We start from the raw sequence: 24,760 nt of genomic DNA, 5'->3' as shown, positions 1-24,760 counted from the left end.
TGCCTCGTTTCAAAAAAAGTGGCGGGGCGGCGCCGGGAGGAAGCGCCACCCCGCAAGCAATCAGCCGTTGGTCTCGATGATTTCGGTCCAGGCCTGGTGGGCATCGGCGATCGCCTGTTCCGCGCTTTTGGTGCCGGCGAGCGCCAGGGCCAGTTCGTCGGTCAGCGCATTTTCGAGTTTTGGCGCATAGACGGCGGTCGGCCAGGCCAGGCTGTTTTCCAATGCGCCATCATCGAGCAGCGGTTGCACCAACGGCTGGAAGTCTCTGAAATTCTTAGATTTCAAGCCAGACTGGCGGTCCGGGTCGATGCCCGAGCCGGTGAGCGCCAGAAGCTCCTGGTGGTAGTCCTTGCCGGTCGCAAGCTTGATCAGGTCCCAGGCGACGTCCTTGTTTTTCGATCCGCTGGTGATCGCAAAACCGAAGCCGGCATTGAAGGCGAGGCGGGGTGTTTTGTTGCTGCCGCCGACGGGAATGCGCGTCACCCCCCACTTGTCGACGATCTTCGAGCCCTTGGGGTCCTGTGCATAGCCGCCGAGATCGGTCCAGAAGTCGATCTGTGCAGCCTTGCCGTTGAGAAACGCGGGCAGCCCTTCTTCGAAGCGGGTTTCAAGTGGGGTCGGCAGCGCATGGGGAGCCGACGCAAGCAGCGACTTCAGGGCTTCGACGGCCTCGGTGCTGTCGAGCGCCGAGGTGCCGTCCGCCTTCAAGAAGTTGCCGCCGAAGCCGGTGAGCCGGTTGGCATAGGTGGAAAGAATGATGACCGGGATCTTCGCGCCCAGAACCGCAGCACCATAGATGCCGTTCTTCTTTTCCGCCTCGGTGATCACCCTGGCGTTCTCGTTGTATTCGTCCCAGGTTGCCGGCGCCTTCAGGCCGTAGCGATCAAACAGCTCGCGGTTATAGAACAACAGATGGCTGTCGCCGTCATAGGGCAGGCCATAGCGACGGCCCTCATGCAGCGTGTACTGGTCGTAGATCGTCTGGATGAAGTCTTCCGGCTGGATCTCGGCCTTGTCACGCTCGATGAGATCGGTCACGTCCTCGATCACGCCATCTTCGGCGAGCTGACCCTTGTAGGTATAGAAATAGTCGATGACGTCGAACTGGTTGGCGCCCGACTGCACGTCCAGCGTCGCCTTGACGCTGACCTGGTCGTAGGGCACCGCCGTGACGTTGACCTTGGCTCCGGTCAGCCTTTCGAAATCTTCGGCAATTTTCTTGCCCGTGACGACATGCGGCTGGATGATCAGGAGATTGACCGTGCGGCCGGCATATTTGTTGCCGGACGCAAGGGCCGTCGAGGAGGCAAGTGGCGCGATGAAGGGCAGGGCGCCGGCAGCCGCGAGCGATTTCAGCACGCTGCGGCGGCGATAGGCCTGACCGAAAATGGAACTGGACATGGGATCCTCCGTCGAAAGCTGGGCTGGCCGGCGTTGTCATTCGTTGCAGGCGGAACGGGTCCGGCGCACGTGTTGTTGCCAGCATCATGCGTGAGAATCCTGGGCTCATACACATATCGTCTATGTATTTTATGTAGTATTGCGGAATGATTTTGCTGCTCTCCTCCCGGCCGGAGTAGGAATTTCCTCAAGCGATTGTTCCTGATCCGCCGGAGCCGGGACGAAAGCCGTCCCGGTCCATCCGGTTGCGCACAGATGGTAAGTGCGATCCGCTCGATATATGTCCGATGATCAGTCAACCTTAGCAGTGGCCAGACGTTGCGCTTTCAATCCGAGCAGAATTCCGAGGGAAGGCAGGATGCCCGCTACGAGCAGGTTGGTGCCGAGATCGAACTGATCGACAATACAACCGCCGGCAAAGGATCCGGCGGCAATGGCGATATTAAAGATTGCGACGAACAGCGCCGTTGCGACTTCGATGTCGGAGGGTGCCGACTTCATCATCCAGGTTTGCAATGAGACCGAGACGCCACCATAGGCGATGCCCCACAAGATGAGGACGACCGCACCGCCAAGAGCGGAGTTTCCGAAGAGAGCAAAGCCGAAGAGGACAGCAGCAAGGGCACCGGCAATGCACAACAAGGTCGCGCCGGTACGCCTGGCGGCGACAGGGCCAGCAACAAAGTTTCCGCCAATACCAGCGGCTCCATAGGCAAACAGCATGAGCCCGACCCATTGTGTGCCGATGCCCGAAACAACTTCGAGAAGCGGACGTATGAAGGTGTAGGCCATGAAATGCCCCGCAACGAACAGGAACGTGATCGCCAAACCAAGCTGGATCCGGCGGTTCAAGAGCTGATGGCCAAACTGGCTGAGCCGGACGGACTGGTGGACGGGCAGCGCAGGCAACGCAAAGAGATTGACCACAAGCACGATCGCACAAAAGACCGCCATCGCGGCAAACGCGAAGCGCCAGCCCGCCGCGTCACCGATCATGGCTCCGACCGGAACGCCAAGAACCGAAGCTGCTGCAACGCCGCCGAAAATGATCGCCGTTGCGACACCGATCGATCGGCCCGGAACCAGCCGTAGCGCAAGGCCTCCGGCAACGGCCCAGATGCCGCCCATGCAAAGGCCGACAATGATACGCGCCGCCAGGAGCAAACCGATCGTACTGGCCAGCGCCGAAATGATGTTTGCAACAACCAGCAGCAAGAGAAGGGTGGTCAGGATGCGCCTTCTGTCGATCCTGCCGGCCAAGAGTACCACGGTGGGCGCAAAGAGCGCGGCAAGCAACGCCGGCAGCGAGAGCGTCAAACCGGCGGTCCCCATCGACGTTTGAAGGTCGTCTGCGATCGGCGTCATTAACCCAACGGGCAGCATCTCCGTCGTCACGACGCAAAAGGTCGACAGGCCGGCGGCATAGACCGGTAGCCAATTCTCCCGGTCAGGGCCTCCCTTCCTTTGGAGTCCGTCGGTTTTTTCCTGGAGTTTCATCTAATTGCCTCTTTCATTCTGGGGCGAGGCACGTTGTGGCGCCCAGCCAATCCTTCATGTCCCGTTGCCGGGACGTTGCGAGGCATTCTTTACTGTTTCCGATATTCAGATAAACTTCGGCCTTATGGAAACAAAAGGGACGAATCGTCCCCAATAGGATCTTGCGATGCTGGACCATCTCGGCGATGTGCGCGCCTTTGTTCGTGTCGCCGATGACCAGAGCTTCACCCTGGCGGCGGAACGGCTCGGCCTCTCCCGTTCCGCGGTCGGGAAATGTGTCGCACGTCTTGAAGACAATATGGCAACGCGGCTGATCCATAGAACAACGCGTAGCGTCAGCCTCACCGAGGAGGGCCAGCTCTTCTACGAGCATGCGATCAGGATCCTGTCAGAAGTGGACGACGCGGAGTTCGCCTTGGCACAACGGCACCAGGCCCCAAGAGGGCGCCTTCGCATCGATGTGCCGATCGCCCTCGGTAGGCTGCACATTCTGCCCGTTCTCCAGCGCTTCCTGAACCGTTGGCCCGAGGTGGAAGCGGAGGTTTCGTTTTCGGATGAGTATCGCGACATCGTCGGCGACGGCATCGACGTTGCCGTTCGTATCGGCGGGCCCACCGACAGTCGCCTCGTGCGGCGGGTCCTGGCCTCTCATCGGCTCATAACCTGCGCTGCGCCGGAGTATTTAAAGCGGCGCGGAACGCCGCGCACCATCGACGAACTGACGCGCCACGACAGGATCGGGTTCAAGCACGCAGGCGGACCGGTACCGTGGCATTACAGGGTCGGCGGCGGAGACCGGGACGTCGGTGTTCAGGGAAACTTGCGTCTCGGAAACACCGAGGCCATTCGCGACGCTTGCCTCGCCGGAACGGGCCTTGCGCAACTCGGCGCCTTCCTGGTGGGCCGCGACATCAGGGAAGGCAGGCTTGTCCCCCTGCTCGAAGAATTCGAACGCGACGAGCCGCCTGTTTGCGTCGTCTATCCGACACGAAAGCACGTTTCTCCAAAGGTCCGCCTTTTTATTGAGGCCATCCGAGCGGAATGGGCGGCCGGTGCGCCCTGGGCGTAGCCCGGCGCGCCCTCATGCCTTCGGCTGTGCTACTCGCAACTTGTGGGGCGCGATCACGCGCACTACCTGTGAGGCGTGAAGAGCGGCGGCCGCAACGGCATGTCCTTGAGGTGATGATGAAACTGCCCCCGCAAGCTGGAGCCCCGCCTGCGAGCAATCCCGACGTGTTCGACGCATCCTGCTCGGCTCGGCATGCGCTCGAACTGATATCGACGAAATGGGCGATCCTCATCATGTCGGCGCTCGCGGCGGGCCCGATGCGCAATGGCGCGTTGCTGCGCAAGATCGAGGGCATTTCGCAAAAGATGCTGACCCAGACGTTGAAGGACCTCGAGCGCAACGGGTTGGTGCAGCGTCACGATCACCAGACGAACCCGCCCCATGTCGAGTACAGTCTGAGCTCGGTCGGCCTGTCTCTCAGCGAAACGCTCATCAGCCTCGACCGATGGGCGGAGCGGAACTTTCCGGAGCTTGATTACTTCAGGGAGCAATACGATGCGGCCGCGAGCGAGGCAAAGGCGGCCAGGCGGCGGAAGGTCCGCCTGGCCTAGCCGAAAGATATTGCGCGCACGCAAGACGGCTCACGCCCAGACGCGACCTGATCGCGGCGTGTCGATCTGGTAGTCGGAGGTGTGAGCGCTGAAGAAATTCCGACCGAACACGCGTGCCCGTCCGATCGGGTCACTCGGATCGCGGCAAATATCTGTGCGTGCGTTGCCATGGCCATGAACGACGCCGACGAAGGTCGAACGCGTATAGCGGCTGAATTCCTGGAACTGATGCTGCGGGCTGGACGAAACGGTGGGGTAGGTCTCTTCTGAGCTGAGGACGAGGCCGATCCGTTTTCCAGTCATCTGCGCGACAACGGACGCCGATTGTGGATGCGACGCGGCGACGTAGCAGAACATTCGATCGAAGAACGCCTTCAACTGCGCAGAGACGCCATACCAGTAGATCGGGCTTGCGGCGACAAAGCCGTCAGCGGGAAGGTAGGAACCAAAGAACGCCCGCCGGAAACCGTCGTCGATCGCGCATTCGCCATCCGGCATACGACATTGGCGACAGTCTCTAAGCAGCGCCGACAGGACGTCGTCGACGTGAACGGTCTCGACCTCGTGGCCCGCCTCAAGCAGGCCATCGGCCACGGCATTCGCCATCGTCGTCGAGTTTCCATCGCGCCGCGGGCTGGAGCAGAGAACCATTGCCTTCATCGATATCTTCCTCAAGCAGCGGACAACCTGGAAAGGCAAACTCCAGGGCTTGGCTGCAGGCCTATCGGGCGCAAGGGCCACCTACAAGTACGCACCTTGGGGTGCCTATGTTGCGGGTGCTTTCGCTCTTTCGCTATTCGGTTCGGGCCGCGACGGCCAGTTCGGCACATGCCGGGTAGAGGCGCATGCTGGTGGCAAGGGATCGCGGCCGTGGCCTTGGGCCCACGTGGCAAATCGACCGGAGCAGGCTGCAACAGCGCGCGCAGTCGTGTCGGCAGAGCGTCTTTTCAGTTCAGCAGGTCTACAGCCGTTTGGGCATGGGTGTTGTCCGGCGGTCAAGGTGTTGGTGGAGAGCACGCTCGAGATCCCGAATGATGGCTCGTCACGAGAGCCGCTGCTGCACAGGTCGGGATCGCAAGGGGATCCGGACCGTTTGCATGCCATGACCCTACGGCTGTGGAGGGATGCCGTGCCGATGGCCAATACTTGGCGAAGCGGCTTTCTGATCGAGTTGCGGCCCGCAATGCAGCTGACACCGGAGGTTTATTCTTGACCGATGCATAGCTGGATGGCTATGTATCGTGCTTAGCCATTTGGCATGGGGCTCCGCGCCCATCACGGTGGATCCGACCCTGAACGAACTGACGGAACAGTCGAGGTCCGGGATGTCTGAGAAGAAAGTCGGAAAGAACGCACCGAAAGCCGCTTCCCCTGCGCCACGCTCAAAGATCGGACGCAAGACGCCGCCGACAAAATCGGCCGATGGCGTCGTCCTTCTAACCGGCGGCAATCCGCAGATCGCAAAGGGCTACGGAGATGCGCCGGTGCAGCAGTACATCGCTGCGATGCCGGGGTGGAAAAGCGATCTAGGCAAGCGGCTGGACCGGCTGGTCGTCAAGACCGTTCCCGGCGTCGAAAAAGCGGTCAAGTGGAACTCTCCCTTTTATGGCGTGGAAAAGGATGTCTGGTTCCTCAGTTTTCATTGCATGACGAAATACGTGAAGGTTGCTTTCTTCCGCGGGGCGCAATTCAGCCCCTTACCTCCCGGCACCTCAAAACAGCCGGATGTTCGTTATCTCGAGATCTATGAGACGGACGAACTCGACGAGGCGCAGTTCATGGATTGGGTCAAGCAGGCCAGCGAACTGCCGGGCGAGAAGATGTAAAAGCGTCGCCGCAGATCCTTCGCCGCCGGGAATGGCCGGGCCAACGGATGTCAGCGGCCACGGCGGTGTACGGCCGCGGCCTTGCCTCCCCACAACCTGCTTCTCAATCGGCATTGCCCACCATGAGTATCTTCATGACGGCGGCCATTGCCGGGTCGGTGCCAGCGGCATAGTCGGCAAAGCTCGTGGAGCGCGCGACGTCTGGCTGAAGGGGACCTGCCGGGACGTCGTAGACGTAATTCAGCAGGAAACAGGTCCTGATCTCCGACAGGCTGCAACCGTGTTCCCAGTCGTGATAGGCCGTCGAGTAACGGATGGTGATCTTCGAGTTCGGCAGAACCGTGCGGCCGCCTTCGCCCCAAAACTGCAGCCGGTCTCCTATCGGCTCGCCGACAAGTACCGTGCGCGGGCCGCCGAAGTACTTCAGTCGCGCCGCCGTGCTGATCGCGGCCGAAAACGTGTTCGCGCTGGTCAGCACAAACAGGCGTCCCTCCGGCGGCAGGATGGCCGGGAGCCTTCGCGAGAAATCGGCGGTCAGTTCGTAATTGCCGCCATTGTTGAACCGCAGGTCGACGACTGCATTGCGTATCGGTTTTTTCTCAGCTTCGTCCAGCACCTTGGCGAGCCCCTGCGACAGGCCCTCCGGCGTCGCATCCCTGATGCGGTTGATCTGGATGTAGAGAAGATCGGGCAAGGGATAGTGGTGCCAGACATTGGCGTCGGGGCGCGTGAGATAGGCCGGTAGCGTGACATCGTCGAGCACGTGCCGCCACCCGGCGCCGCGACCGGTCTGTGACAAGGGACTGAAATCGCGTCGTGGCCAGACATGGGCGTTCAAGGGTTCCGGCGCACCGGACGTGGCGACAAGAGCGATCTGCGCAGCGCTTCCATCCTCGCGACGGATGAAATAGGCGCTTTCCTGCGGGCTTTCGGCAAGGCCGGCGGCATGGAGCAATTCCGGCGAAATCGCGACATTCGGGACGAATTCCTTGGCGAGATTGGCGGGGCCGCCGAAATAGGGCCGAAGCGCATCGACAAAGGCCTCCGTCGCTCTTCCATTTACCTCAAGGATCTCTCCGCCCAAAAGGTGCGATTGCTCGCCTGTCGTGGCGATCACAAACAGGCCGTCGGCAAACCAGCCAAGCCGGATGGGAACCGCATTGAAGCTGTGGCCGCCGACGAGGCCGACCACGCTGGTGTGCCCATTGTCGGCGAGCGCGACCGCTTTTGCAGCCGCGATCGCCAGACCGGCGCGGTCGAGATCACCAGCCCGTTGTTCGGTCACTTCGAGGGCATCGGCAAACGCGACCTGGGCGGTCGGCGAGAAGCTGCGGTCGACCTCGATCAGGCGCCGCAGATGGGCAAGGTCCTGCCTGTTGCGCTCCAGTTGCAAGGTCGCGGCCGGAAAGTCGCTTCGGGGATAGCTCTTCAGCGTCGGATAGAGAATAGCCGCAAGCGGCGCGACCAGCAGGAAAAGCAAGGCGGCAAGCGCGATCGATGCAATCCGAACGCCGCGCCGCCGCCAAAACCTCTTGCCTCTCGGCGCCGGACCTTCCTTGCCGATTTGAGTCTCGTTTCCCATCGATTGACGGCCCCCAACAGCGCCCCTCTTCAAGGCGCGTCCATCCACAAATTCGGCGCTCCAGCCAGGGCCGGCGATATTCCTTCAGCATCGCGCCCGAGCCCTGTTCGGGCCCGCAGCAATGACGGAGGTCGGACGATCGGCAAGACAAGACGTAGGAACGGCAGCACGACAATTCCATGCTCGCCGCCGGGGAAAATCAGAAGGCCGGTTCGGTCCCGTATTCGTCGTGGCGCCGGTTCCAAACGTAGGGTTCGGTCTGTGGCCATCCCGCGGGAGACACTTCCCATGTTTCCTGGCGACCGTAGGGCGTCAGGTCCAGATACGTCCACATGCTGCCGAGATACTCCACGCCACGCGCACCGTTGAAATAGGTGCGGTAGATATCGTCGCCGTCCCTGAGGAAAACGCTGACGCCATGACGCTCGCTGGTCCTGGTCGGGTCATCCGGGTCGGCGACCGTGGCCCCCATGTCGTGGTTGAAGTCGCTCGCCATGGACGAGTACCAGACCGGGTGCTGCCACTGCATCCGGGCCTGATATTTCTGCAGCTTCTCGAGCGGCGCGCGCGAGATCAGCACGATGGACGTATCGCGTGCGTTGAGATGCGCCGGGTGGGTCATCGCGTCCACGACCCAGGAACAGCCGTCGCAGCCCGCCTTCCATCCGGGCGCGAACATGAAGTGATAGACGATCAGTTGCCGCCGACCATCGAAGAGGTCGGCAAGGCTTAACGTGCCCGTGGGGCCTTCGAACGAATAGTCCTTGTCGATCCTGACCATCGGCAAGCGCCGTCGCTCGGCGCTCAAGTCATCGCGTGCGCGGGTGAGGGCTTTCTCCCTGGCAATCTGTTGTTCGATTGCGGCTTGCCACTCATCAATTGAAACTATCTTAGGCAACATTCTCAATGATCTCCCTTTTTTGGGCAACTTGCGTGGGGGCATCGTTGCAACGCTGAACTCCGGTCGGCGACGTCCAGCCAACCGGCTCGGTTCGATTGCTCCCGAAAAGCTCTCAATCCGATCTTACCGGCGCGGTCTCCGTCCCATCTGGCGTCAATATGTTGTAAAACAATAACATGTCAAGCGAGCGGGAAGAAGTCTTGGTTTTCTCGGCATTGGCCCATCCACGCCGGCGGGCCATGCTCGATCGCCTCAAGGGCGAGGCGCAGACCACCGGCATGCTCTGCGCCGCCCTTTTCAGACATGGATCGCTGTACCATCATGCAGCATCTGAAGGTGCTGGAAGAGGCCGACCTGATCATCGTCAGCCGGGCAGGAGAGCGCTGGAACTATCTCAATGCGCTGCCGATCAAGCGCATTCACGGCCGCTGGATCAGTGAACATGCCGCCCACCCGGTGACCATTCTCGACAGACTGAAACCCGGTATGCCCGAGGTGCGTGCGGCCCTTCGTTCGGGCCTGCGCTATGCCGCCGAAGAGATCATGGCGCGCGACAAAAACCAGCAGAAACTGACGCCGGCAAAGGTCGCGCTCGAGCTCGGTATTTCCGTGCGCCAGCTGCATGTCCTGTTCGAACACGCGGAATTGACCTTCGCTCGCACGCTGGCATCGATGCGGACTTCGCAGGCGCGGCGGCTTCTCGTCGAGCGGCCCGCCTTGCCCGTCACCGAGGTCGCCTATGCCTGCGGATTCGATAGTCTTGCAAGGTTTTACCGACTTTTCACGGGCGCTTACGGGATGGCGCCGGGCGAATTCCGGGCGGCAGGCTCGCTCCATTAGTCCCGGGCGGATGCCTGCCTTGACGTAAGGCCGGCCTCGGCGTCGGATCAATCCGGTTGCCAAAAAGCCATAATTGCTTCACCTAGATCCCTCTTCGACACTCGGCATTAAGAATTGGGTCAACGCTGAATGCGCATTTCATACGTCTTCCTTGGTGCATTTCTTGCAATCGCGCCGTCCGCCTATGCCGACGTTGCCTCGCCTCCTGTTCTGGAGCCGCTGAAGCAGCAGGCACAGGCCGCACAGTTGAGCGCAAAATTTCTGACGCGCTACAGCTACAAGCCCGTTCCCCTAGACGACGCCCTGTCGGCCAAGATCATGGACAGCTTCATCGAGTCCCTCGATCCGGATCGTGGGCTCTTCCTGCAGGCCGACATCGACAGTTTCAAACCTGACCGCAACGAGATCGACGACGCCATCAAGAAGAAGGACCTGAAGATCCCGTTTGCGATCTTCAACGTCTATGGAAAGCGTGTCGTCGACCGCATGAACTACGCGCGCGAGCTGCTGAAGCAGGACTTCGATTTCACGAAGCAGGAGGATTATTCCCTGTCGCGCGAGAAGGCGCCCTGGCCGCAGTCGGAAGCCGAGAGCAACGAGCTGTGGCGCAAGCGCGTGAAAAGCGACTGGCTACGCTTGAAGCTCAGTGGCAAGACTGATGCGGCCATTCGCGAAACGCTCGACAAGCGCTATGCAAACGCGCTCGAGCGTGCCTCCAAGTACAAGAGCGACGACGTCTTCCAGTCGTTCATGAACGCCTACACGACGTCGGTCGATCCGCACACGGATTACTTTGGCGCCCGCGCTTCGGCCGATTTCGATATCGCCATGAAGCTCTCGCTGGTTGGGATCGGCGCGGTGCTGCAGGAACGCGACGACCACACGACGATCCGCGAGCTCGTGCCTGGTGGGCCGGCGCAGCTGTCCGGCAAGCTTGCGGTCGGAGACCGCATCACCGGCGTCGGGCAGGGTCACGACGGCCCGATAAAGGAAGTGGTCGGCACGCGCATCGATGAAGTCGTGCAGTTGATCCGCGGGAAGAAGGGGTCGGTCGTGCGCCTCGACGTCCTGCCGGCCGATGCGGGAGCAGACGCCGCCCATCGCATCGTCACCCTCGTGCGCGACAAGATCAGCCTCGAAAAGCAGGCGGCGCAGAAGAGCGTTCTGTCTGTGAAGGCGGGCGATACCACCCGCAAGATCGGGGTGATCACTCTTCCGGCCTTCTATGAGGATTTCGAAGCCCGGCGCAAAAGAGAGCAGGATTATCGCAGCGCGAGCCGCGACGTCGCAAAGCTTCTCGAAGAGCTGAAGCAGGAACAGGTCGACAGCGTTCTGATCGACGTTCGCAACAATGGCGGCGGTTCGCTGGACCAGGCGATTGCCCTGACCGGCCTGTTCATCGGCTCTGGACCGGTCGTTCAGCAACGCAGTGGCGACGGCAAGGTCGTGGTGACAAGCTCGGAGTTTCCTGAGCCTCTCTGGTCAGGGCCTGTCGGTGTTTTGATCAATCGCGGGTCGGCTTCGGCCTCTGAGATTTTTGCTGCGGCCATCCAGGACTACGGCCGCGGTGTCGTCATCGGCGAGCCCAGCTTCGGCAAGGGCACGGTTCAAACCGTCGTCGACCTCGACCAGATGGTCCGCAACAGCAAGCCTGCGTTTGGCGAACTCAAGGTGACGATCGCCCAGTTCTTCCGGGTCAATGGCGGCACTACGCAGCTGCACGGCGTAACGCCCGATATCAGTCTGCCGGGGCTTTCCGACCCGACGCGCTTTGGCGAGACGAGCTATGATAACGCCCTGCCGTGGTCAGAGATCAAGCCTGCGGATTATACGCCGGCCGATACCGTCACGGCGCTGCTGCCGGCACTGCAGGACCGCCATAATGCGCGCATTGCAAGCGACCCCGATTTCCAGCGCCTCCTCGAAGACATCGCCGACATCAAGGCGCAACGCGAAAAAGGCGTTGTCTCCCTCAACGAAGCCGAACGTCGCAAGGAAATGAAGGATCGCGAAAATCGTCTTAAGGCTCGAGCCCAGGGAAGCGATGGCGAGGATACCGGTGAGGACGATGGATTGAATGCGGACGAACGCAGCCTGAGTGCCGATATCGCAATGGAAAACGCCCGCAAGAACGCAAAGGACGTTCTCCTTGCTGAGGCGACCGCCATTCTGGCCGATGAGGCGGATTTGCAGGAAGGTGGATTGAAGGCAGCCACGCAGCCACCGGCAAGCGCCACCGGAAAGTAGTCTGCTCGGCCGATGCGCGGGTACCTGAGGAAAGGTCGACAAAGCACTCCGTTGTCGACCTTTTTTGTGTCCAGCACTCAGGGCAGACGTACAAGCCTATAAAATATCGTTGGCGTCGCTGAGCTGCGAGTAAATGGAGTATGCGCTCAGGAACAGAATGCTGAATACGATTATCGCGCTAAAAAACATAAAAAGGTACATCAATGTGCTCCGCGTAAAATCACCGTACATCCTTTTCCTATTGTTCTTTTGCAGGAACATTACGCTGTCAGAGACCTGATTTTTCCCGGATATTGAATTCAAATGGTAGTCAGCGCGTTTGAGCTGAATTCGTAATGTTTTCACAAGGTGCAGGACCCCAATCGGCGCTCGTCTTTGACAACGAGGGTTCTGGGCGAATGACATGCAATGAGAAGACAAACAGCCATAGAAGGGGCGTGGCAGGGGGGCGGGGAATCGCAAGAATAGTGCCGATCATGCTCACTCTTGGGGGATGTACGACCGTTCCCTTGAAGGAAGCAGGAACGCTTACCTCCTACAGCAACCTCAGTGCTCCGAAGGGGAAGTTCGAGAAGAAGAGAGTCTATTTCCGCAAGGATGGCCTGAAGGACGTCAAAACGGTGAGCATCGCGCCGACGTCTCTGGCCCCGCCTGCGCTGCAGCGTGTCGAGAAGCAGAAGGACCGCCTGCTGGTAACGAACGCGATTGACCGCGCGATCTGCATCACAATGAGCGAGAAGTATCGGATCGTCCCGTTCGGTACGCCCGCAGATGTGACGGTCCGAACGGTTGTTACCGACATTGTCCCGACCGAGCCGTCCGTCGCTGGTGCCGGCAAGGCGATTTCCATCGGCAGTTCGCTTGCCTTGCCGGTCGGCATACCACGACTGCCCTTCGGGCTCGGCGGGCTGGCCGTCGAAGCGGAGGCCGTCGATCGAACCGGCAAACAAACGGCGGCGATCGTTTGGTCGAAGGGCGCGAACTCGTTTACGAGTGAAGCGCGCGTTTCGCAGGTTGGTGACGCCTATGACCTGGCCGCGGCTTTCGGCAAGGATTTCTCAAGAATGGTCGTCGCCGGCAAAGAACCTGGAGATTTCGATCTGTACTTGCCGTCCGTTTATGACATTCGCACGTCGCTTGGTGGGAAACCCGGTTCTGCGATCTGTGAGGACTTCGGGCGTGCGCCGGGTGTGGTCGGCATGATCGGCGCCTCCATCGGAGCGCCGCCGTCCTGGACGGACAGGGGAGGCAAGCTCGCCGTCGCGGCAACCGGAACAGCCGTTTCTGCCGAAAAAACAATCCCTTCCATTGGCAGCCGCTGAGGCGGACTACGCTTGTGTCTCGTAACATTGTCGCAAGGTGGCAATGGGATCCAGGCATCGACAAAACGAGAAATAAACCGAGGTCATTTTATGCGTCTTTTTATTGCAGCGGGCCTGCTGATCGTGCTGGCGGGATGCGAAACCGTAGAATACAGAAACCGTTGTGCCGAGTACGGATTCGTGCCGGGAACCGATGCTCATGCTAATTGCGTGCAACGTCTTGATATGTCCGATGAACGCCGTAGAGGACGCGATTACGATCCTCCCATGTATTCTTACGAGTAATTCCGCAGGGATGCCGGATGTTTTAGATAGGGCTGTTTCGATTGGGATGATTGCGACCTGACTTACGTCGTGTTGTTTAGAATCCTCTTTTGTTTCCTTCATGAATATTCGCATCTTCAAAACTCAATTCTAGTCGACACTGGCAGGCAACATGCGAATTCTGATCGTAGAAGATGATCGTGAGCTGGCGTCTTCGCTCAAGACCATGCTGGAAGCCGCGATCGGCGTTGCGGATGTATTCGAAACGCTTGCGGATGCCGAGGCGGCACTGCTTACCTTCAAGTTCGATCTCGTGGTCATCGACCGCAACCTACCTGATGGTGACGGCCTGTCGCTGCTGCCGACGCTGCGGCAACTCCGCCCGAGGCCGGCAACGCTCGTTCTGACGGCATTGGACGATCCGACCGATATCGTGTCTGCGCTCGACAAGGGCGCAGACGAATATGTCGGCAAGCCATTCGAGCCTATGGAGCTTATTGCACGGGCGCGCGCGGTTCTTCGTCGCTACAGCCTGGACGAGACCGGCTGCACGCAATTCGGCAATCTATCGTTTGATCTCATCAATCGATCCGCCATGATCGGTGAGAACGCGCTGAGCGTTCCGAGACGCGAACTCGCCGTTCTGGAAGCGTTGATCCGGCGGGCAGGGCGCGTCGTGCAGCGCGACAATCTTGAAGCTGCCGTCTACAATATCGACGAGGAGATCGAGTCCAACGTGCTCGATTCCCATGTCTCGCGGCTACGCAAGCGTCTGCGCGAGGGCAATTGCAGCGCAACGATCCGGACCATTCGCGGCATCGGCTACATGCTGGTGCAAGAGTAATGAGGCGTCCGAATTCAATCGCCTTTCCGGTGGCCATCGTGCTCATCTTGGGCATGGCGCTGATGATGGTGATCAGCACCGTCCTCACCGTCGCGGTGTTCCTGTTGACGGATGGGCAGAGCAGGAAAAAAATCGCAGTCGAAAGTGTCGTCGAACTTCTCCAGGATGGTGTGAGCTACGATCACACCGGGAAGTTTGTGCTCGAGGTCGAAGGCGTAATTGCGGAAAAGATTATCAGGCTTTCTGAAGAGCAGTCCGAATTCTGGTACTTTGTCAGTGACGGAACCCAAAACATCATACACGGCGCCGTGCCGGCATCGGTTCAAGACATCATCGATACGACCTCTCCCCAGGTATTTTCCTCTGAGTTTTCTTACATGGCGGGCCAGCAGCGATTTCTCGGGCTCCGAAAACTGAACGCGGAGGATCCACCCAAACTCGTTGTGGTCGGCGGAGTGACATTTTCGAATGCTGAAACGCTGCTCGTGGTCCTGCGCGAAATTTGGCCGCAGGGGCTTTACCATCTTCTGGGTATTGTTCTTGTTGCCACGGCCACGATCGCTGTCGTTGCTGTCAAGCGCACGATCGCAACCCCTGTAAGAAGGGTTGTCGATTCAGCCGAGCAGATCGACGGGCTTCCCAATGGTCGCCGGATATCGGATCGCGACACTCCGATAGAACTGAAGCCGATGGTTGCCGCGTTCAACACGGCGCTCGGTTGTATCGACAACGCGTTCGAAGCGCAGCGAAACTTTCTTGCCAACGCATCCCACGAATTGCGGACGCCGCTGACCAAATTGCGGTTGAAGCTCGACCTTGTTCAGGACCCGGACGTGCGGGAGGTCCTTGTTCGCGACACGGCGCGGCTTGCATCAATCGTCACGACATCGTTGCAGTTGGCGCGTTTGTCAGGCCAGGCGCTGACCTTCACCATGGTAGATCTCGCAGCCATCGCGCGCGCGGCCATTGCCGAGCATGTGCCATCCGTGATGAAGCAGGGCATGGACATCGAGTTCAAAGCAGAGGGGCGGGTCATTGTCCCCGGTTCCGAACCGGCCATTCGCCTGGCCTTGGACAACTTGATCATCAATGCGATGCGACACGCACGCGGAACGGAAGTGCTTGTAGTCGAGGTTCTGCAAGCCCGGATCGTGCGGGTCAGCGATGAGGGCCCAGGAATCCCGGCCGCGGAGCGCGAGAAAATGCTGAGGCCGTTTGTGCGGGGCAATACCAGCGCGAGTGAGGGAACAGGCATGGGACTGGCCATCGTTGCCCAGATTATGACGGCACACAACGGCTCCGTGGCGCTCGGAGAAGCAGCGAACGGCGGTTTGGTCGTCGATCTGGCGTTTCCGAAAACTGCGAAGGAATCCGCGTTTTCGTGATAGCCGCGCCATTGTTCCTTGAAGCCGCTCGCGCACAATCTCTTCGGCTCGCTCACTCCGCCAAATATTCGCGCAACAGCAGGCGTGCACGGTGCAGCCGCGCTTTCACTGCCTGTCGCGAAAGATCGAGAGCCGCGGCGATCTCGTCGATCGTCATCTCCTGGAGGTCGCGCATCAGAGCCACGTCGCGATAGTGCGGCGGCAGAGCCTCGAAGGCCGCTGCCAGATCAAGCCGCAACACATGTTCGGGCCGCTGCACCAGACTTGTTTCAAGTGCGTCCTCGTCTACGGCGGCGATCATGCCGGTACGTCGGGCGAGCCTCAGGCACTCCCGCCGCACCACGCTGAACAACCAGTTCGACAGGGTCGCGAGTGCCCGGATCGCGCCGACATGGCGCGACAGAAGCCAAAGCGTTTCTTGTGTCGCATCGTCGACATCGGCGGTCCGGCAGGTTGCTCGGGCATATCGGCGAATATCCGGCTGCGTCCGCTCGAGCAGCCGGACGATCGCATTGCGATCGCCGTGGCGGGCGGCTTCGAAAGTTTCAGTCGTCACCGCCTTTGTGTTCATGGCTTGATCCGATCATGGATCCCGGCAACGGCGCAGGCCGGGCAATAGCCGATGAGGCCGGTGAGGACGAAGGTGAGGGCCGATACGCCCACCAAGAGGGCGATCCACCCGCTCAGGAAACTGTATGCCATCACAGCCGCGCCAACCCCAAGTCCAATCCGCACGATCTGCTGCCCCTTACCTATATTCTTGCGAAAAAATGTCATGCAACACCTCCGGTGCAAACCGAGACCCATCGTCTCAGTCACAAGAGGCGCGGAACCCGGAAAAGGATTCGCGACGGCACGACTTTTTTCGTGACGGCTGATCCATCGATACCAAATTTGGGCCGCTGTACTTCTGCCATGGCGCCGGCCAAGTGCTGTTCGGCCGTTGGCCGTCCCTTGACGCCGTCCGCCGAGCGTCTCCGTGCCCTCGATCCGGATTATCTCGCTTGCGAGCCATCCGGGTTCCCAACGGAGATTCCTGTTCGATGAAACGAATACTGGTGACCCTGGTTGCAATGATTGCGCCGATTGCCATGGCTGAGGCTCATGCCGAGCCGCTTTCAAGTGCCTTGGCGAAGGCCTACCACAACAACCCGACGCTCAATGCAGCGCGGGCCGGAGTGCGCGCGAGCGCGTACGACATCGACATCGCACGGTCGGCGATGCATCCGAAAATCACCTGGCGCAGCGGGATCGGGTACAATTCCAGTGCGGCGACCAATCGCGGCACGTTTGGTATCGTTCTCGATCAGACCGTCTTCGACGGCCTGCAGACGACCAACAATGTCGAGGTCAATAAGGCGCGACAGCGCGCCGCCGAGGAAAACACCCGCAACACCGAGCAGAACATCCTGTTCGAGGCGACCGAGGCATATATGGAACGTGGTGCTGACGCGCCGCATCGTCGCGCTACGCAAACAGGATCTGGATTTCCTCAAGGAGCTCACGCGATCCGAGATCGCCCGCCACCAAGCAGGCGAACGGACCCGAACAAACATCGCTCAGGCCGAGGCGCGCCGCGCTGCGGCGCAGGCGGAACTGAGCCTCGCCCATGCCGAAGCCAAGCGTGCCCAAGCGACCTACAGGCAGGTCATCGGCGACGAACCGGGCAATTTAACCGGTGGAAAAGTTCCCGTGAAAATGCTGCCCGCCAACATCGATAAGGCGCTGGCGATTGCCGCCAAGCAGCATCCCGCTCTTCTGGCGAAACGGCACCTCGCCGAAGGCGCCATGTTCAATGTTGCCGTCAGCGAGGGAAAGCTCCTGCCGACCGTGAAGGGGGCGATCGGGATTGGCAGAGGTGAGCGCGTGAGCGCGATCGACGCAATGGCGTTCGACGGATCGGCGACGGAGCAAAAGGCGGGCATCGAGCTCAAGGTACCCATCTATCAGGGAGGAAAGGCGGCGGCCGAGGTACGGCGCTCGAAGGAGGACCTCGGGAAATCGAACTTCACCGTCGACGTTCAGCACGCCGAAGTTCAGTCGAAGGCGGCCTCTGCCTGGGCGCAATACCAGGGAGCGCTCGCAACCGCGTCCGCCAACCGGGCCGCCGTCAAGGCGGCAAAAATGGCCAAGGACGGCATGATGGCAGAACAAGCGATCGGCCAGCGCACGCTACTCAACGTACTGGAAGCCCAGGCCGACGTGGTGAAGGCGCAGGTGAAGCTCGCCACCGCTGAGCGGGAGACCGTCGTCGGAGGCTACCGCATCCTGTCGGCCATCGGCAGGCTCGGGGCCAAGGACCTGGGCCTCGTGGCCCGACGGGCGGATACCGAGACACGATGAGCGGACAAGCTCCCTAATGTTGCGCCGTGGCCCTCGCCGCGGTGGATTGCGACATGTTGCGTCTGAGGGGAAATCGGCCACCTATCCAAATGTCTCGATGCCTTCCGTCAGGTCGTACCAGGTATGTCGGCGCGAGGCCCAGAAGACGGCGGCGGGCGGCGGGAAGTCCGGGTCGGCAAAGCAGCCCGCGGAGATCATCACCGCGTCCGTCAGCGCCTCCGCCTCCATGTAGACCAGCGTTCCGCATGTCGGGCAGAAGGTCTGGTCCACCCAGCGGCCGGCGTCGCTGCCGCGTCGCCACACCCGGCGTTCCCCTTCGATGCCGATGACGGACGCTCTGGAAAATCGGGCGCGATAGCCGAAGCCCGATCCCGTTGCGCGTTGGCATTCCAGACAGGCGCAGGCGTAGACACGGGCAGGGGGTCCGTTCACGGTAATCTTCAGGCCACCGCAGGCACAGCTTGCCGTTCTCTTGCAGGCACGTTCTAGCGCCTGCGGCCGTCCATTGTCTTGCAGGCGATCGCTCGTGGTCATGGCACCGACCTGGCCAGGGCCGCGCGTTCACTCGGCAGATAACTTGAAGCAAACGCGCCAGGCTTCAGAAATATCCGGGCGCGCGCGGGGCCAATGCGCCCGCCGCCGGCAACACCTATATGGGTCATGAACGACAACTCCGGTTGAAAGCTGCCGTCTAATAGGAGCGGCTTTCGGAGCCTGTAAATTACGCACTTTAAAGTAAGCGGTAACTCGAAAGTAGGGAGCGGGGCGCGTGAAACGGTTGCAGCAGGACGATTGTGGCTTCGCATCGGCGCTGAACGCGATCGGCGGCAAATGGAAGACCCTGATATTGTGGGAGGTCAACATCGAACCGCGTCGCTTCGGCGAGTTGCGACGTCTTCTGCCGGGGATCAGCGAAAAGGTCCTGGCACAACAACTTCGCGAAATGGAAGCCGATCGTCTGGTTCGCCGCGAGGTTTTTCCGGCCGCCGTTCAAAGGGTCGAGTATTCGGTGACGGAGTTCGGCAAGACCCTGAACGAGGCGGTCACGGTCCTGTCGACGTGGGGCAAGGAACATCAGGCAAGGCTTGCCGCGAAGGGCGAAGGATATGGCGCCGATCCCGGCCGAAACTGAAACTGCAGCCCTTGGGTGATGAGGAATGGCTGGCATTCGCTCCAGGAGTGATGGCGCAGCGAGACGGGGTGTTCAGCCGTATGCGGCGGCCGGATATGTTTTGGCCGCCGCCGCAATCCTAATGTGAGCCTGGGTACTGGAAGCCTCAGGCCTTTATGTCGGACAAGCTACGAGTCGTAATGCTCGGGCATTTCCTTGAGTTGATCCTTGGTCCACGTCGTCACGGCGTGGACGTCGCCGTCTTCGTCACGCATGAAATCGAGATCGGCAAGCGGCACGGCAACGGGTTTTGCTCCGATGCCCAGAAACCCGCCGACGTCGATGACGACGGTGCTCGCTGTGCCGACGCCGTGGACGTGGTCGACCGTGCCGACCTTATCGTCGTCCGCTCCGTAAACCGTTGCCCCTTCCAAAATCGCCGGTGTCAGTTCCGTGGCTGCAAGGCGTACGTGACCAGTGTGATCCATCTTCGTTGCTCCTTTGACTTGATAGTGGGAGAACCGACTCGAGCGCAAACGGTTCCATCACCGTGTCACAGGTTCAAGCACGGGCAGGAGTTTCCAGAAGGGCTGCGAATGTCGCGTCATCGCCGTGCCGGCGGGGGGCCAACGGAGTTGCGGATGACGAGGTCCGGTCGCAGCAGGATTTCGGTTTCGGAAGGGGCCTGGTCTGAAAGCAGTTCCAGAAGCAGCGCCATCGCGTGTTTGCCGATGGCGGTGCGGGGCTGGCGGATGGTCGTCAGCGAAGGCGTCATGAAACTCGCCTGCGGGACGTCATCGAAGCCTGTGACGGAAAAATCATCTGGGATGTCGTAGCCGCGGGCGCGCAGGCCAAGCGTCACGCCAAGTGCGGTCTGGTCGTTGACGCACATGAAGGCGGTCGGCAGGTCGTCACGCATGAAGAGTTGTTCGAGCGCCAGCCTGCCGCTTTCCACGGTGCCGTCGCCTTCCATGATCAGACGGCGATTGATGGCAATATCGGCCGCTGCAAGCCCCGCTTCATATCCCTGCCGCCGGCGACCATAGGCAAGGCGGGTGTTGGAATCGCCGATGAAGGCGATACGCCGGTGGCCTTCGGAAATCAGGAGATCGACGACTTTGCGAGCGCCCTCGACGTCATCGACCCCGACATAGGGGATGCCGCCGTTAAAGACCGGCTCGAAAACGCCGACGGTCGGCGGCAGCCGCGCCGTTAGCGTCTGATGGCCGAAGGGAAGGATGCCCGTAAACAGGATCATGCCCGCCGCCTGGTTGGAATTGAAGAACTTCAAATATTCCAGGCCACGCTGGGCGTCGTTCTGCGTATGGCCGATCAGGACGCCGTAACCATGCGCGCGCGCTTCGTTTTCGAGACCCACCAGAATGCTGGAAAAGTTCGGATCACCGATATCCGGTGCGACAACGAGGATCATGTTCGACCGCCCGAGCCGCAGGCTGCGCGCCATCGCATTGGGCGTGTAGCCGGTAATCGCGATCGCCTGGTTTACCTTGAGGCGCGTCGATTTGGCTACCTTTTCCGGCATGTGAATGGCCCGCGATACGGTCGCGATCGACACTTCGGCGATCCGTGCGACGTCTTCAATGGTTGCGGGCTGGGAATTGGACACACTTGGCCTCGGATTTGCTGCGAGGACGTTACACAGGTTCGCCCGACGGTCAAACGAAGAAGCCAAAAAAATTGTCGAGCAATCACGATGTAAACCTTTACATCGGCGAGTGTAAAGGTTTACATCATTGAAATAGCGGTGGAGGCCGCAGGGAGGGGATAATGACCACGGAGCATGTCGACGGGGCTCCCGTCGTGCTGTCGGCGCGCCGCATCAGCAAATCGTTCAGCGGCGTGCAGGTCCTGTTCAGCGTCGATTTCGAGCTTCGCCAGGGCGAAATCCATGCGCTCATGGGCGAGAACGGGGCTGGAAAATCCACGCTGGTGAAGATCCTGTCGGGCTTCGAGCAGCCGACATCGGGCGAGATCCTGCTTGACGGGAAGTCGACGAAGCTGCCGGCCAATGGCGCTGCGGAAGCGCTCGGCATCGTCATCATCCACCAGGAATTCAATCTTGCCGAACATCTGACCGTTACCGAGAGCCTGTTTCTCGGCCGCGAGGTAACCCGTTTCGGCGTGCTCGACCGCAAGTTCATGCGCGCCGAGACCCGTCGTGTGCTCGATCTCCTCGGTTCGCATGTCGATGAGAGCGCGATGATCGGATCGCTCTCGATTGCCGAAAAGCAGATGGTCGAGATCGCCAAGGCCATCAGCCGCGATGCGCGCGTCGTGTTCATGGACGAGCCGACGGCTGTGCTGTCGCGCGAGGAGACGAACTTCCTGTTCCGGCTGGTGCGCAAGCTGCGCGACAAGGGAACGAGCTTCGTCTTCGTGTCGCACAAGCTCGACGAGGTGATGGAACTGACCGACCGCGTGACGGTGCTGCGCGACGGCCAGTGGATCAAGACGTCGCCGACCTCCATTCTCGACGGCGAGGCGATCGCCCAGCTGATGGTCGGGCGCGAGCTGTCGAGCCTTTATCCCGCAAAGAACGAGCCGGATGTCGACGAAGACGTGGTTCTGCGCGTCGATGCGGTATCGACCGGCTATGTCCGCGACGCGAGCTTCGAGGTGCGCCGCGGCGAAGTCCTCGGCTTTTCCGGCATGATCGGCTCAGGCCGGACGGAGCTGATGGAGGCGATCGTCGGCTTGCGCGCGCGCACGGCCGGCGAGGTGCTGGTGCGTGGCGAGCCGGTGCCATCCGGCGACGTGCATGCGGCCAACAAGGCTGGCCTTGCCTATATGACCAAGGACCGCAAGGCCAAGGGGCTCCTGCTCAATGCCGGCATGATGGCGAACCTGACGCTGCAATCGCTCGGCCGCCACAGCCGCCTCGGCTATCTCGATCCCGGCAGCGAAGAGGCGGCCCTGATCAAGGCGCGGCGTCGCTTCGACATTCGCGTGCGGGACGACAGGATCGTAGCCGGGCGCATGTCCGGCGGCAATCAGCAGAAGCTGCTTCTCGCCAAGGTCATGGAAACCGACCCCAGCATCATCATCATCGATGAGCCGACGCGGGGCATCGACGTCGGCACCAAGCAGCAGATCTATCACTTCATTTCGGCGCTCGCCCGGGATGGCCGCTCGATCATCGTCGTCTCCTCCGAGATGCCGGAGATCATTGGCCTTTGCAGTCGCGTCGCGGTCATGCGGGAAGGCCATATCGCCGGCATTCTCGAAGGCGACGAGATCTGCGAACAGGAGATCATGCGTTACGCCGCAGGCCTGAAGAAAAAGACGGCGGCTTGAGCCGCACCAGCGGCGCGGCCGACGGCAACAACAACAAGATTCCCGACAGATGGGGGAGGTTCGATTGGACATGAGCGTGAACCAGGAAGGCAGCCAGGAAGCCATCCGCCGCCGCAGCTGGCGTGACATTGATCTGAGGGCAGTGGCGCCATTCGTTGCGCTGGCGTTGCTTCTCTTGGTCGGCGCGCTGGTCAATCCCAATTTCATCAGCATCACCAACCTCGCCAATGTCGCCACCCGAAGCGCCTTCATTGCGATCATCGCGGTTGGCGCGACCTTCGTGATTTCGTCCGGAGATCTCGACCTCTCCGTGGGCGCCATGGTCGCGTTCATCGCCAGCCTGATGATCCTGTTCATGAACTCCGGCGTCATTGCAGATCCGGTTCTCATGCTTCTGGCGGCAATCCTCTTTGCCATCGTCGCCGGTGCGCTTTGCGGCCTCACCAACGGCCTGATCACCACCGTCGGCAAGATCGAGCCCTTCATCGCGACACTCGGCACGATGGGCATCTATCGCGGGCTGACGACCTGGCTCTCGCAGGGCGGAGCGATCACGCTCAAGGAGCCTGAGCTGCAGGAAATGTACCGGCCAGCCTATTTCGGCACGATCGCCGGCGTGCCGGTTCCGATCGTCGTCATCCTTGCGGTGACTGCTGTTGCTGCCTTTGTCCTCTACCGCACGCGCTACGGTCGCCACGTCGTTGCTGTCGGTTCCAACCGCGACGTTGCCCGCTATTCGGGCATCTCAGTCAATCGCGTGCGCACCATCGCCTTCGTCATTCAAGGGCTCTGCGTTGCGGTCGCTGTTCTCCTCTATGTGCCGCGCCTCGGCTCGACCTCGGCCACGACGGGCATTTTGTGGGAGCTGCAGGCGATCACCGCCGTCGTCGTCGGCGGCACGGCGCTGAAGGGCGGCGCAGGGCGCGTCTGGGGCACGATCTGCGGCGCGTTCATCCTCGAGTTGGTCGGCAACATCATGCTGCTCTCCAACTTCATCAGCGAATATCTGATCGGTGCCATCCAGGGCGCGATCATCATCATTGCGATGCTCGTCCAGCGTTCGCTGGTGCGGAAGTCGTGAGACGGCCGGGCCTACAGGTCTCCCGGCCTTGAACAGGCTGACCTGAAATTTGGGAGGAACTTAATGCACAAGAAGCTATTCGGCCTGACCCTTGCCGCGATGACCGCCTTTGCCGGCGTGTCTCACGCGCAAGAGGAAAAGAAAGTAACCATCGGCGTCTCGATCCCGGCGGCCGACCATGGCTGGACGGCCGGCGTGGTGTTCCATGCCGAACGGGTCGCCAAGATCCTGATGGAGCGTAATCCCGGCCTGAACGTCATCGTCAAGACCTCACCCGATCCGGCAAGCCAGGCCAACGCCGTGCAGGATCTTGAGACGCAAGGCATCGACGCGCTCGTCATCCTGCCAACCGATCCGGATCCACTGGTCAACGCCATCAAGGAAGTGAAGGGCAAGGGGACCTTCGTCGCTCTCGTCGACCGTGCCCCGAGTGTCAACGACAACTCGGTGCGTGACCTCTACGTTGCCGGCAACAATCCGGCGCTTGGCCAGGTCGCTGGCGAGTACATCAAGGCAACGACGCCGGAAGCTGAAGTCGTCGTCATCCGCGGCCTGCCGATCCCGATCGACCAGCAGCGCCAGGACGGCTTCGACAAGGGCATCGAAGGCTCGAAGGTCAAGGTTCTCGACCGCCAGTACGGCAACTGGAACCGCGACGATGCCTTCAAGGTCATGCAGGACTACCTGACCAAGTACCCGAAGATCGATGTTGTCTGGTGCCAGGACGACGACATGGCCGTCGGCGTGCTGCAGGCGATCGAGCAGGCCAAGCGCACCGACATCCAGTATGTCGTCGCCGGCGCAGGCTCGAAGGAAATGATCAAGAAGGTCATGGACGGCGACAAGATGATCCCGGTCGACGTGCTCTATCCGCCGGCAATGGTCGGCACGGCGCTCGAAATGACCGTCGCCAACTTCTACGGCCAGGTTCCGGTGCGCGGCGTCTACACGATCGATGCAACGCTCGTGACCAAGGACAATGCGAAGGACTTCTACTTCCCGGATTCGCCGTTCTGATTAAGCTTTGATGTGATGACGGCCCGCGATTTGTGGGCCGTCATCAGGCTCGGCGAGGCTGAGAATACTGCCCCGCGGCCGGCCATCTTGCCGGCCTTTCAATTGCATTAGCATGCTGTTGAATCTCACTATGAATCGTCATAAAACCGTCACATAGCCGCCTG

Annotated in this window: 23 protein-coding genes and 2 pseudogenes; 15 read left to right on the top strand and 10 right to left on the bottom strand. The window is 60.7% G+C overall.

Going from position 1 to position 24,760, the window contains the following annotated elements:
• Positions 1-60: 60 nt before the first annotated feature.
• Complete coding sequence (locus ASE71_RS27235; RefSeq protein ID WP_060520303.1) at positions 61-1,401, bottom strand: ABC transporter substrate-binding protein; 1,341 nt, start codon at positions 1,399-1,401, stop codon at positions 61-63.
• A 291-nt stretch (positions 1,402-1,692) separates the two neighbouring features.
• Positions 1,693-2,898 carry an MFS transporter gene (locus ASE71_RS27230; protein ID WP_060520302.1) on the bottom strand — a complete coding sequence of 402 codons (1,206 nt, stop codon included), beginning with the start codon at positions 2,896-2,898 and terminating at the stop codon, positions 1,693-1,695.
• 166 nt (positions 2,899-3,064) lie between these two features.
• On the opposite strand from ASE71_RS27230, the gene ASE71_RS27225 reads away from it, so the two are divergent.
• Both ASE71_RS27225 and ASE71_RS27220 read left to right on the top strand, forming a co-directional pair.
• Complete coding sequence (locus ASE71_RS27225; RefSeq protein WP_060520301.1) at positions 3,065-3,967, top strand: LysR family transcriptional regulator; 903 nt, start codon at positions 3,065-3,067, stop codon at positions 3,965-3,967.
• A 116-nt stretch (positions 3,968-4,083) separates the two neighbouring features.
• A complete protein-coding gene (locus tag ASE71_RS27220; protein ID WP_051659405.1) occupies positions 4,084-4,518 on the top strand; it encodes a winged helix-turn-helix transcriptional regulator in 435 nt (144 codons plus the stop codon).
• Between the two features lie 30 nt (positions 4,519-4,548).
• On the opposite strand, the gene ASE71_RS27215 is transcribed toward ASE71_RS27220, so the two are convergent.
• The gene (locus tag ASE71_RS27215; protein ID WP_034798119.1) at positions 4,549-5,178 is read right to left on the bottom strand and encodes a flavodoxin family protein; all 630 of its coding nucleotides are present in this window, start codon (positions 5,176-5,178) and stop codon (positions 4,549-4,551) included.
• 581 nt (positions 5,179-5,759) lie between these two features.
• Here ASE71_RS27215 and ASE71_RS27210 point away from each other — a divergent pair.
• Positions 5,760-6,344 (top strand): DUF1801 domain-containing protein, encoded by a 585-nt coding sequence (locus ASE71_RS27210; RefSeq protein ID WP_244496899.1) that lies wholly within the window; start codon positions 5,760-5,762, stop codon positions 6,342-6,344.
• A 103-nt stretch (positions 6,345-6,447) separates the two neighbouring features.
• On the opposite strand, the gene ASE71_RS27205 is transcribed toward ASE71_RS27210, so the two are convergent.
• Together ASE71_RS27205 and ASE71_RS27200 are read right to left on the bottom strand one after the other, a co-directional pair.
• Positions 6,448-7,926 (bottom strand): hypothetical protein, encoded by a 1,479-nt coding sequence (locus ASE71_RS27205; RefSeq protein WP_060520300.1) that lies wholly within the window; start codon positions 7,924-7,926, stop codon positions 6,448-6,450.
• Positions 7,927-8,125: 199 nt separating this feature from the next.
• On the bottom strand, positions 8,126-8,827 hold the full coding sequence (locus tag ASE71_RS27200) for a DUF899 domain-containing protein (protein WP_060520299.1): 702 nt from the start codon (positions 8,825-8,827) through the stop codon (positions 8,126-8,128).
• 176 nt (positions 8,828-9,003) lie between these two features.
• Here ASE71_RS27200 and ASE71_RS37150 point away from each other — a divergent pair.
• The 6 genes and pseudogenes from ASE71_RS37150 to ASE71_RS27170 all read left to right on the top strand — a co-directional run.
• A pseudogene (locus ASE71_RS37150) lies at positions 9,004-9,322 on the top strand (ArsR/SmtB family transcription factor); the annotation flags it as partial.
• Entirely contained in the window at positions 9,314-9,667 is a 354-nt protein-coding gene (locus ASE71_RS27195) for a helix-turn-helix transcriptional regulator (protein WP_082566415.1), read from the top strand. The pseudogene ASE71_RS37150 and the gene ASE71_RS27195, both read left to right, overlap by 9 nt.
• Before the next feature lie 129 nt (positions 9,668-9,796).
• Positions 9,797-11,914 (top strand): carboxy terminal-processing peptidase, encoded by a 2,118-nt coding sequence (locus ASE71_RS27190; RefSeq protein WP_060520297.1) that lies wholly within the window; start codon positions 9,797-9,799, stop codon positions 11,912-11,914.
• A 476-nt stretch (positions 11,915-12,390) separates the two neighbouring features.
• Entirely contained in the window at positions 12,391-13,236 is an 846-nt protein-coding gene (locus ASE71_RS27185) for a DUF3313 domain-containing protein (RefSeq protein WP_244496902.1), read from the top strand.
• Positions 13,237-13,672: 436 nt separating this feature from the next.
• Positions 13,673-14,344 (top strand): response regulator transcription factor, encoded by a 672-nt coding sequence (locus ASE71_RS27175; RefSeq protein ID WP_060520295.1) that lies wholly within the window; start codon positions 13,673-13,675, stop codon positions 14,342-14,344.
• A complete protein-coding gene (locus tag ASE71_RS27170; RefSeq protein ID WP_060520294.1) occupies positions 14,344-15,729 on the top strand; it encodes a sensor histidine kinase in 1,386 nt (461 codons plus the stop codon). Before ASE71_RS27175 ends, ASE71_RS27170 begins: the two co-directional genes overlap by 1 nt.
• Before the next feature lie 52 nt (positions 15,730-15,781).
• Here ASE71_RS27170 and ASE71_RS27165 read toward each other — a convergent pair whose 3' ends face one another.
• Positions 15,782-16,300, bottom strand: a complete 519-nt coding sequence (locus tag ASE71_RS27165) for an RNA polymerase sigma factor (RefSeq protein WP_034798132.1) — start codon at positions 16,298-16,300, stop codon at positions 15,782-15,784.
• On the bottom strand, positions 16,297-16,506 hold the full coding sequence (locus ASE71_RS27160) for a DUF2892 domain-containing protein (RefSeq protein ID WP_060520293.1): 210 nt from the start codon (positions 16,504-16,506) through the stop codon (positions 16,297-16,299). Before ASE71_RS27160 ends, ASE71_RS27165 begins: the two co-directional genes overlap by 4 nt.
• A 266-nt stretch (positions 16,507-16,772) precedes the next feature.
• Between ASE71_RS27160 and ASE71_RS37660 the strand changes: the two are divergent.
• Together ASE71_RS37660 and ASE71_RS27150 are read left to right on the top strand one after the other, a co-directional pair.
• Positions 16,773-17,156 (top strand): annotated as a pseudogene (locus ASE71_RS37660) (TolC family protein); the annotation flags it as partial.
• A gap of 13 nt (positions 17,157-17,169) precedes the next feature.
• Complete coding sequence (locus ASE71_RS27150; protein WP_162251867.1) at positions 17,170-18,072, top strand: TolC family protein; 903 nt, start codon at positions 17,170-17,172, stop codon at positions 18,070-18,072.
• A gap of 81 nt (positions 18,073-18,153) precedes the next feature.
• On the opposite strand, the gene ASE71_RS27145 is transcribed toward ASE71_RS27150, so the two are convergent.
• A complete protein-coding gene (locus ASE71_RS27145; RefSeq protein WP_234852828.1) occupies positions 18,154-18,504 on the bottom strand; it encodes a GFA family protein in 351 nt (116 codons plus the stop codon).
• 337 nt (positions 18,505-18,841) lie between these two features.
• Between ASE71_RS27145 and ASE71_RS27140 the strand changes: the two genes are divergently transcribed.
• Complete coding sequence (locus ASE71_RS27140) at positions 18,842-19,204, top strand: winged helix-turn-helix transcriptional regulator (RefSeq protein ID WP_060520290.1); 363 nt, start codon at positions 18,842-18,844, stop codon at positions 19,202-19,204.
• A gap of 167 nt (positions 19,205-19,371) precedes the next feature.
• Here the strand turns inward: ASE71_RS27140 and ASE71_RS27135 are convergent, their stop codons facing one another.
• Positions 19,372-19,671 (bottom strand): PRC-barrel domain-containing protein, encoded by a 300-nt coding sequence (locus tag ASE71_RS27135; protein ID WP_034798138.1) that lies wholly within the window; start codon positions 19,669-19,671, stop codon positions 19,372-19,374.
• Between the two features lie 116 nt (positions 19,672-19,787).
• Positions 19,788-20,810, bottom strand: a complete 1,023-nt coding sequence (locus tag ASE71_RS27130; protein ID WP_060520289.1) for a LacI family DNA-binding transcriptional regulator — start codon at positions 20,808-20,810, stop codon at positions 19,788-19,790.
• Between the two features lie 161 nt (positions 20,811-20,971).
• Between ASE71_RS27130 and ASE71_RS27125 the strand changes: the two genes are divergently transcribed.
• The 3 genes from ASE71_RS27125 (at position 20,972) to ASE71_RS27115 (ending at position 24,596) form a co-directional block, all read left to right on the top strand.
• The gene (locus ASE71_RS27125; RefSeq protein ID WP_060520288.1) at positions 20,972-22,498 is read left to right on the top strand and encodes a sugar ABC transporter ATP-binding protein; all 1,527 of its coding nucleotides are present in this window, start codon (positions 20,972-20,974) and stop codon (positions 22,496-22,498) included.
• A 70-nt stretch (positions 22,499-22,568) separates the two neighbouring features.
• Positions 22,569-23,579 (top strand): ABC transporter permease, encoded by a 1,011-nt coding sequence (locus tag ASE71_RS27120; protein ID WP_034798144.1) that lies wholly within the window; start codon positions 22,569-22,571, stop codon positions 23,577-23,579.
• Positions 23,580-23,642: 63 nt separating this feature from the next.
• Entirely contained in the window at positions 23,643-24,596 is a 954-nt protein-coding gene (locus ASE71_RS27115) for a substrate-binding domain-containing protein (protein WP_034798145.1), read from the top strand.
• Positions 24,597-24,760: the final 164 nt, after the last annotated feature.

This window comes from Ensifer sp. Root954 (assembly GCF_001429005.1).
GTDB classification, from domain to species: domain Bacteria; phylum Pseudomonadota; class Alphaproteobacteria; order Rhizobiales; family Rhizobiaceae; genus Ensifer; species Ensifer adhaerens.
This window is presented reverse-complemented; position numbering and strand designations above follow the sequence as displayed.

Coding starts and splice junctions, on each gene's coding strand:
- ASE71_RS27235 (WP_060520303.1), bottom strand. CDS start 1,401: ATGTCCAGTTCCATTTTCGGTCAGGCCTATCGCCGCCGCAGCGTGCTG.
- ASE71_RS27230 (WP_060520302.1), bottom strand. CDS start 2,898: ATGAAACTCCAGGAAAAAACCGACGGACTCCAAAGGAAGGGAGGCCCT.
- ASE71_RS27225 (WP_060520301.1), top strand. CDS start 3,065: ATGCTGGACCATCTCGGCGATGTGCGCGCCTTTGTTCGTGTCGCCGAT.
- ASE71_RS27220 (WP_051659405.1), top strand. CDS start 4,084: ATGAAACTGCCCCCGCAAGCTGGAGCCCCGCCTGCGAGCAATCCCGAC.
- ASE71_RS27215 (WP_034798119.1), bottom strand. CDS start 5,178: ATGAAGGCAATGGTTCTCTGCTCCAGCCCGCGGCGCGATGGAAACTCG.
- ASE71_RS27205 (WP_060520300.1), bottom strand. CDS start 7,926: ATGGGAAACGAGACTCAAATCGGCAAGGAAGGTCCGGCGCCGAGAGGC.
- ASE71_RS27200 (WP_060520299.1), bottom strand. CDS start 8,827: ATGTTGCCTAAGATAGTTTCAATTGATGAGTGGCAAGCCGCAATCGAA.
- ASE71_RS27195 (WP_082566415.1), top strand. CDS start 9,314: ATGCCCGAGGTGCGTGCGGCCCTTCGTTCGGGCCTGCGCTATGCCGCC.
- ASE71_RS27190 (WP_060520297.1), top strand. CDS start 9,797: ATGCGCATTTCATACGTCTTCCTTGGTGCATTTCTTGCAATCGCGCCG.
- ASE71_RS27185 (WP_244496902.1), top strand. CDS start 12,391: ATGCTCACTCTTGGGGGATGTACGACCGTTCCCTTGAAGGAAGCAGGA.
- ASE71_RS27175 (WP_060520295.1), top strand. CDS start 13,673: ATGCGAATTCTGATCGTAGAAGATGATCGTGAGCTGGCGTCTTCGCTC.
- ASE71_RS27170 (WP_060520294.1), top strand. CDS start 14,344: ATGAGGCGTCCGAATTCAATCGCCTTTCCGGTGGCCATCGTGCTCATC.
- ASE71_RS27165 (WP_034798132.1), bottom strand. CDS start 16,300: ATGAACACAAAGGCGGTGACGACTGAAACTTTCGAAGCCGCCCGCCAC.
- ASE71_RS27160 (WP_060520293.1), bottom strand. CDS start 16,506: ATGACATTTTTTCGCAAGAATATAGGTAAGGGGCAGCAGATCGTGCGG.
- ASE71_RS27135 (WP_034798138.1), bottom strand. CDS start 19,671: ATGGATCACACTGGTCACGTACGCCTTGCAGCCACGGAACTGACACCG.
- ASE71_RS27125 (WP_060520288.1), top strand. CDS start 20,972: ATGACCACGGAGCATGTCGACGGGGCTCCCGTCGTGCTGTCGGCGCGC.
- ASE71_RS27120 (WP_034798144.1), top strand. CDS start 22,569: ATGAGCGTGAACCAGGAAGGCAGCCAGGAAGCCATCCGCCGCCGCAGC.
- ASE71_RS27115 (WP_034798145.1), top strand. CDS start 23,643: ATGCACAAGAAGCTATTCGGCCTGACCCTTGCCGCGATGACCGCCTTT.